The sequence below is a fragment of the Streptomyces hainanensis genome, assembly GCF_004348415.1.
GTDB lineage: Bacteria > Actinomycetota > Actinomycetes > Streptomycetales > Streptomycetaceae > Streptomyces > Streptomyces hainanensis.
The window spans coordinates 1-6142 of record NZ_SMKI01000458.1 but is presented as its reverse complement, the minus strand read 5'-3'; the positions used below and the strand labels follow the sequence as shown (position 1 = coordinate 6142).

Here is a 6142-nt window from a genome sequence, read left to right as displayed (position 1 = left end):
GGGGTGAAAGGGCGAGGGGGGAGCGTGACGCTCTACCGCATTCGCATTCGCACGAGGGACTCCTCCTGGGCCGCACTTGCCGCGAGCCCTGCTGCTCGCGGCCCGGTCATCACCCGGGGCACCCCGCCACGACGGAGGGTTGCCGGACAGCGGGCCGGGGCCGTTGTCGCTGTCACTCGTGACCTTGTCCGGAATTCTGGCACAGCGGTCAGCGGCTCACCCGGGGTGTCTCACTCCTCGGACGCGGGCAGGGCGCGGGGTCGAGGGTGGCGATGACAGGGCCCGCGCGGCGTCCGCGTTTCGGGGGTGTGTCGGGGCACGGCGGCCCGTGGGGCGCATGTTTCGGGCGGGTGAGAACCATGGGTCAATCACGCTCAGCACCGAGACAGGGCCCGAATATCACCTAGGGTGACCACCGCCACGGCACGGCCGCTCGTTCCGTGGCAGAACAGGAGCCCCACCATGCACAGCCCCGAAGGCCCCACCACGGACGCGGCCGCCGCCCGTGACACCCTGATCGCCGCCCTCGGCCGGCGCCGCTTCCTCCAGGCGGCGGGCGCCGTGACCGCCGCCGGCACCGCCACCGGCCTCGCCGCCGCGGCCCCGGCCGCGGCGGCCGAGCCCGCCTCGCGCGGCGGCCAACCGCGCGAGATCCTGCAGCCGCACCGGGGACCGATCCACGGCCGGCACTACCTGCCGTCGCTGCCCGACCAGGTCCGCTGGGGGTACACGCCGGCGGTCGGCAGCGATCCGGTGCTACGGATCAGGTCGGGCGAGACGGTCACCGTCGACTCGGTCTCGCACGAGGGCATCCTGGAGGACCAGGGCCGCGACCCGGTGGCGTTCTTCGGCGACCACGACGTGCCGCGCGGGCAGGTGCTGAGCGACGCGATCGCCATCGCCGCCGAGTACGACCGCACGGAGCGCGACTTCGACGCCGACGGCCCGCACGTCATCACCGGGCCGATCGCGGTGGCCGGCGCCGAGCCCGGCGACGTGCTGAAGGTGGAGCCGCTCTCGCTGCTGCCCCGCGTCCCCTACGGCGTGATATCCAGCCGGCACGGCAAGGGCGCGCTGGGCCGGCGCCCGGACGGCACGGCACCCGACGGGATCTCGCTCGACGAGGTGATGCCGCCGGTGGCCACCGACGGCAGGGCCGGCGGCGACCCGGCCGGATACGGCAACGTCTCGGTGTTCACGCCGGTCAGGCGCGGCCGGGGCGGGGCGTTGAACGGGGTGCTGCCGCTGGGCTCGCGGCGCGGGCGCGAGGTGACGTTCCCGCTGCGGCCGCACATGGGGACCATGGGCGTGGCGTTCGCCGAGGCGGCCGCCCTCACCGACCCGGCGCTCAACTCCATCCCGCCGACGCTCGGCGGCGGCAACATCGACATCAACCTGCTGCGCGAGGGCGCCACCCTCTATCTGCCGGTCTTCGCCGAGGGCGCGCTGTTCTACACCGGGGACCCGCACTTCGCGATGGCGGACGGCGAGGTGGCGCTCACCGCCGTCGAGGGCTCGCTGCGCACCACGTTCCGGCTCACCGTCTGCAAGCCGGGCTCCGGCGACGCGCCCTCGGTGGCGTTCCGCTACCCGTTCGGCGAGACCGAGGACGCCTGGCTGCCGGTGGGACTCTCCGACCCGGACGGCAGCCAGGGCGGTCAGCTCAGCGACCTGGACGTGGCCATGCGTCGGGCCGTGGTCAACGCCCTCGACTTCCTGGAGCACGACCTGGGCATGGACCGGGCCACCGGCTACGCCTACCTCTCGGCGGCGGCCGACTTCCACATCTCCCAGGTGGTCGACCGCACCGTGGGCGTGCACGGCGTGATCAGCAAGGACCACTTCGGCTGACCGCGGCCTCCCTAGAGCGCGCGGGAGAACACCACCCGGTCGCGCCCCGGGCCGTCGTACCCGGGGCGCGGCGCGGACACCTCGAAGCCCAGGGCGCGGTGGAACGCGATGGACCGCTCGTTGACCGGCGAGGTCACCGCCCGCACCGTGGTCCGCCCGCCGGCCCCGGCCAGGGCGAAGAACCGCCGGTACAGGTCGCGGGCCAGGCCGCCGCGGCGGTGCTCGGGGGCCACCCCGGTGAAGTGGATGTACGCCTCGTCGGGCGCGGAGGGCGACAGGAAGCCGATCACGAACCCGGCCAGCTCGCCGTCGCGTTCGGCGATCAGGCTGGTCTCGTGGAAGTGGTCGAGGAACAGCCGGCCCAGGACCTCGGAGACGGGCCGGCCCCACCAGTCGTCGGCGACGGCGACGATCGCGTCGTAGTCGTGGGGACGCGCGGACCGCACCGCGAAGGCGTCGGGCGTCACCGCGGGTCCGCCTCCGGGCCCAGGGCGCGGGCGTAGTTCGCCATGGAGCGCTGGTAGCGCGGCAGATGGGGGGCGAGCGCGGTGAGCGCCGCGGAGACGGCCTCGCGTTCGCGGCCGACGTCGACGAGGCAGAGGGCGAGCGTGGCGCGGACGGCGTCGTCCATGTGGTCGGAGGTGCGGGCCAGTTCGGCGGTCAGCAGCTCGACGCCCTCCGCCGGGTCGCCCAGGTTCCGCAGCGAACTCGCCAGTTGGCACACCGCCCGGCGGCGCCGCACGCCCGTCAGGCCGAGTTCGAGGGCCCGCCGGTACTCCGGAACGGCGCGCTCCGGCTGGCCGGTGGAGTCGTGGGCGCAGCCGCGCTCGAACGCGGCCAGGGCGCTGTCCGCCGGGAGTTCGGCCGCCAGACCCTCGATCAGGGCCCGGAACTCGGCCGCCTCGTGCTCGTCGATGGTGCGCCAGGCCTGCGCGACCCGCTGCTCCCAGTTGGGCTCACCGTGGAAACGGCGGTGCAACTCCCGCACCTGGTCGGCCAGTTCCGGCACCGGGCCGGCGACCAGCACACCGGGCGCCACCTCCGAGATCGGCAGCGTGGTCACCGGCGGCGCCGGAACGCCGAACTCCACGAGCCACTCCCCCAGTTGTTCGGAGGAGGCGACGTAGACGACCCGCCCGAGGCCGACCCAGGCGTGCGCGGCCGCACACATCGGGCAGTGCTCGCCCGAGGTGTAGACGGTCGCCGCGGCCCGCTCGGCCGGGGTCAGGTTGGCGGCCGCCCAGCGGGCCAGCCGGAACTCCGGGTGCCGGGTGTGGTCGCCGCCGGCCACCCGGTTGTGGTCCTCGGCGAGCGCGGTCCCGTCGCCGGCGACCAGCACGGAACCGAACGGCTCGTCCCCGGCGGCCAGTGCCTCGGCCGCCAGCTCCACACAGCGCCGCAGATGGCGCGCGTCCGCCTCGTCCACCACCGTGTCCTCCCGGCCTCACTCGTCCGTTCGATCTTCGCGGCGATCAGGATACGTCGCCGACGTGGGCCGTTCGGGCGGGCACGGGCCGGCCGGCGGCGTCCTGTCCGCGGCGGCCGGCGGACGCCCCTCTACTGGGGGAATGGAACGGGACCCGAGCCCGCCGGCCGGCGTGCCGGACGCGGTGCCCCCGATGCTGGCGGTGGACGGCGAACCGCCGACCGGCCCGTGGGGCTACGAGTTCAAGTGGGACGGCTACCGCTGCTGCCTGCGCGCGGGCCCGGCCGGCCGCACCCGGCTGACCAGCCGCAACGGCCACGACCTCAGCGACACCTACCCGGAGCTCGCCGGCGTCGTGCCGAGGTCGCTCGGCGCCCGCGGCGGGCTGGTCCTGGACGGCGAGATCGTGGCCCTCGACGACGCCGGCCGCCCCGACTTCGGGCTGCTCCAACGGCGGCACCAACGCCGGCCGACCGCCGGGCTGTCGGCCCGGGTGCCGGTGACGTACTTCGCCTTCGACGTGCTGCGGCACGACGGGCGGGCGCTGCTCGACGAGCCGTACACCGCCCGCCGGGACCGGCTCCTCGGCCTCGGCCTCGCCGACGCCCCGGGGCTCGCCGTACCGCCGCACTACACCGGCGCGGAGGTGGCACCCGCGCGGCTGCTGGAGATCGCCCGTGAGCACGGGCTCGAAGGGGTCGTCGCCAAGCGGCTCGACTCCCGCTACCTGCCGGGTCGGCGCTCCCGACTCTGGGTGAAGAAGGCGCTGTTCACCACCCGCGAGGTGGTGGTCGGCGGCTGGCAGCCGGGCGAGGGGCGGCGTGTCGAGTCCATCGGCTCGCTGCTCGTCGGCGCCCACGACGAGGCCGGCCGGCTGCGCTACGTCGGCCGGGTGGGCAGTGGCTTCGGCGAGGCGGTGCTGGCTGACCTGCGCGCCCGGCTGGCCCCGTTGGCCCGCGACACCAGCCCGTTCGACGAACCGCTGCCCGGACCGCACGCGCGGCGCGCCCACTGGGTGGCGCCCCGGCTGGTCGGCGAGGTGGCGCACCGCACCTGGACCGCCGACGGCCGACTGCGGCACCCGGTGTGGCGCGGGCTGCGTCCGGACCGTGACCCGGCCGGGGTCGGGCTGCCGGCGCGGCCACGCGAAGATCGGGAGGGCAGGGCCTAGCGTGGGCTGCTGGCGATGGAACGGTTGAGCGAAGACCGGTTGAGCGAGGAACGGAAGTCTGATGAGTGACGACGACACCTACGACGTGATCGTGATCGGCGCCGGCCCGGTCGGCGAGAACGTCGCCGACCGCACGGCGGCCGCCGGGCTGCGCACCGTGATCGTGGAGAGCGAGCTGGTGGGCGGCGAGTGTTCCTACTGGGCCTGCATCCCGAGCAAGGCCCTGCTGCGGCCGGCGGCGGCGTTGTCCGGCGCCAGGTCGGTGGCGGGGGCGCGGGAGGCGGTGGGCGACCGGCGGGTGGACGCGGCGGCCGTGTTGGCGCGGCGCGACGCGTTCGTCGGCGACTGGCAGGACGACGGGCAGGTCTCGTGGCTCGACTCGGTCGGCGTCGAACTGGTCCGCGGGCACGGACGGTTGGTCGGCCCGCGCCGGGTGGAGGCGGCCGGGCGGACGCTGACCGCCCGGCACGCGGTGGTGGTCTGCACGGGCAGCCGGGCCGTGGTGCCCGACCTGCCGGGGGTGGCGTCCGCCAGGCCCTGGACCAGCCGGGAGGCGACCGGCTCCCGGAAGGTGCCGGGGCGGCTGGCCATCGTGGGCGGCGGCGTGGTGGGCGCCGAGATGGCGGCGGCCTGGAGCGCGCTCGGCTCCCGGGTGACGCTGCTGATCCGCGGCGAACGGCCACTGCCGCGGATGGAGCCGTTCGCCGGCGACCTGGTGGCCGACGGGCTGCGCGCCTCCGGCGTCGACGTGCGGACGGGCGTCTCGGTCACCGCCGTCGACCGGAAGGACGGGCCGGTGGAGATCACGCTGGACCACGGGGACCCGGTGACCGCGGACGAGGTGCTGTTCGCCACGGGCCGGGCGCCGCGCACCGACGACCTGGGGCTGGAGACGGTCGGCCTCGAACCCGGCTCCTGGCTGGAGGTGGACGACACGCTGCGGGTGGCGGGCGTGCCGGACGGCTGGCTGTACTGCGCCGGCGACCCCAACCACCGGGCGCTGCTGACCCATCAGGGCAAGTACCAGGCGCGGATCGCCGGCGCGGCGATCGCGGCCCGGGCCGCCGACCGGCCGGTGGACGAGGCGCCCTGGGGGCCGTTCGCGGCGACGGCCGACCACGCGGCGGTGCCCCAGGCGGTGTTCACCGAACCCGAGGTGGCCGCGGTCGGGCTGACCCTGGCGGCGGCCGAGGCGGCGGGGCACCGCTGCCGGGCGGTGGACTACGACCTCGGCGCGGTCTCCGGCGCCGCGCTCTACGCCGACGACTACCGGGGCCGGGCGCGGATGGTGGTCGACCTGGACGACGAACGGCTGCTCGGCGTCACGTTCGTCGGCCCCGGCGCGGGCGAACTCCTGCATGCCGCGACCATCGCGGTCGCCGCCGAGGTCCCGCTCCCCCGCCTGTGGCACGCGGTCCCGGCCTTCCCGACCACCAACGAGATCTGGCTCCGCCTCCTGGAGACCTACCGGGGATAGAGGTTCCGCGCCGCGCGCCTCAGCCGGCGAGGTAGGGCTCGCAGAGGTCCTGGATCTGGTCGTCCCAGAACGCCTCCCAGTCCACGGCCGCCTCGCAGAAGGCGCTCATGGCCTCGTCGACGAGCAGCGGTGCACCCGTCGACCCCGAATTGCTTTGGGCGGTCTTGTCCGCCATTTCCGGCGTGGCCAGGCGGAGCTAAGTCCGTATCGTGGACAG

At 75.4% G+C, this 6142-nt stretch carries 5 protein-coding genes, 1 pseudogene and 1 riboswitch; of the genes and pseudogenes, 3 read left to right on the top strand and 3 right to left on the bottom strand.

Annotated elements, in window-relative coordinates; genetic code table 11:
• Positions 1–67: 67 nt before the first annotated feature.
• Positions 68–184, bottom strand: a riboswitch (SAM riboswitch).
• A 278-nt stretch (positions 185–462) separates the two neighbouring features.
• Complete coding sequence (locus tag E1283_RS30000) at positions 463–1851, top strand: acetamidase/formamidase family protein (protein WP_132821315.1); 1389 nt, start codon at positions 463–465, stop codon at positions 1849–1851.
• Between the two features lie 11 nt (positions 1852–1862).
• On the opposite strand, the gene E1283_RS29995 is transcribed toward E1283_RS30000, so the two are convergent.
• The 3 genes and pseudogenes from E1283_RS29995 to E1283_RS38295 all read right to left on the bottom strand — a co-directional run.
• Complete coding sequence (locus E1283_RS29995; RefSeq protein WP_132821314.1) at positions 1863–2318, bottom strand: GNAT family N-acetyltransferase; 456 nt, start codon at positions 2316–2318, stop codon at positions 1863–1865.
• Entirely contained in the window at positions 2315–2830 is a 516-nt protein-coding gene (locus E1283_RS38300) for a tetratricopeptide repeat protein (protein ID WP_207930580.1), read from the bottom strand. The genes E1283_RS29995 and E1283_RS38300 overlap by 4 nt, the downstream gene beginning before the upstream one ends.
• Positions 2813–3277, bottom strand: a pseudogene (locus E1283_RS38295) (nucleoside deaminase); the annotation flags it as partial. The pseudogene E1283_RS38295 and the gene E1283_RS38300, both read right to left, overlap by 18 nt.
• Positions 3278–3419: 142 nt before the next feature.
• Between E1283_RS38295 and ligD the strand changes: the two are divergent.
• Entirely contained in the window at positions 3420–4448 is a 1029-nt protein-coding gene (gene ligD / locus E1283_RS29985; protein WP_207930579.1) for a non-homologous end-joining DNA ligase, read from the top strand.
• Between the two features lie 61 nt (positions 4449–4509).
• On the top strand, positions 4510–5925 hold the full coding sequence (locus E1283_RS29980) for a dihydrolipoyl dehydrogenase family protein (RefSeq protein WP_132821313.1): 1416 nt from the start codon (positions 4510–4512) through the stop codon (positions 5923–5925).
• Positions 5926–6142: the final 217 nt, after the last annotated feature.

Coding starts and splice junctions, on each gene's coding strand:
- E1283_RS30000 (WP_132821315.1), top strand. CDS start 463: ATGCACAGCCCCGAAGGCCCCACCACGGACGCGGCCGCCGCCCGTGAC.
- ligD (WP_207930579.1), top strand. CDS start 3,420: ATGGAACGGGACCCGAGCCCGCCGGCCGGCGTGCCGGACGCGGTGCCC.
- E1283_RS29980 (WP_132821313.1), top strand. CDS start 4,510: ATGAGTGACGACGACACCTACGACGTGATCGTGATCGGCGCCGGCCCG.